Annotated in this window: 1 protein-coding gene; it reads right to left on the reverse strand. The window is 47.9% G+C overall.

All coding sequences use genetic code 11. The features are described from left to right. On the reverse strand, nucleotides 1-349 hold a 349-nt coding region (locus tag HC175_RS21340; RefSeq protein ID WP_168139943.1), incomplete at both ends, for a glycosyltransferase.

The raw sequence follows: 349 nt of genomic DNA on the forward strand, positions 1-349 counted from the left end.
TCTCGGCAGCCCCTTTATTCCACCTGAACTGCTGCGAACGTGCTGCCTCAATGGTGATAGGTAACTCTGCCGGAGTTTCTACCTCTCTCAGGTATTTGAATTCCCATCCTTTAAGTTGCGCCCTATAACTCAAGTCCAGATCTTCTGTGAGCGTATCTCCTTCCCAGTTTCCGGCATCAAGGATGCAGCTTTTTCTCCATACTCCGGCTGTGCCATTGAAGTTGATAAAATGGTTTCCGAAGTTTCTTCCGGTTTGCTCCAGGATAAAGTGATAGTCCAGCAGGAATGCCTGTAGTTTGGTGAGCAGGGAATAATCTTCATTTAAATGTCCCCAGCGCGTTTGCACCAC

Source organism: Salinimicrobium oceani (genome assembly GCF_012037645.1).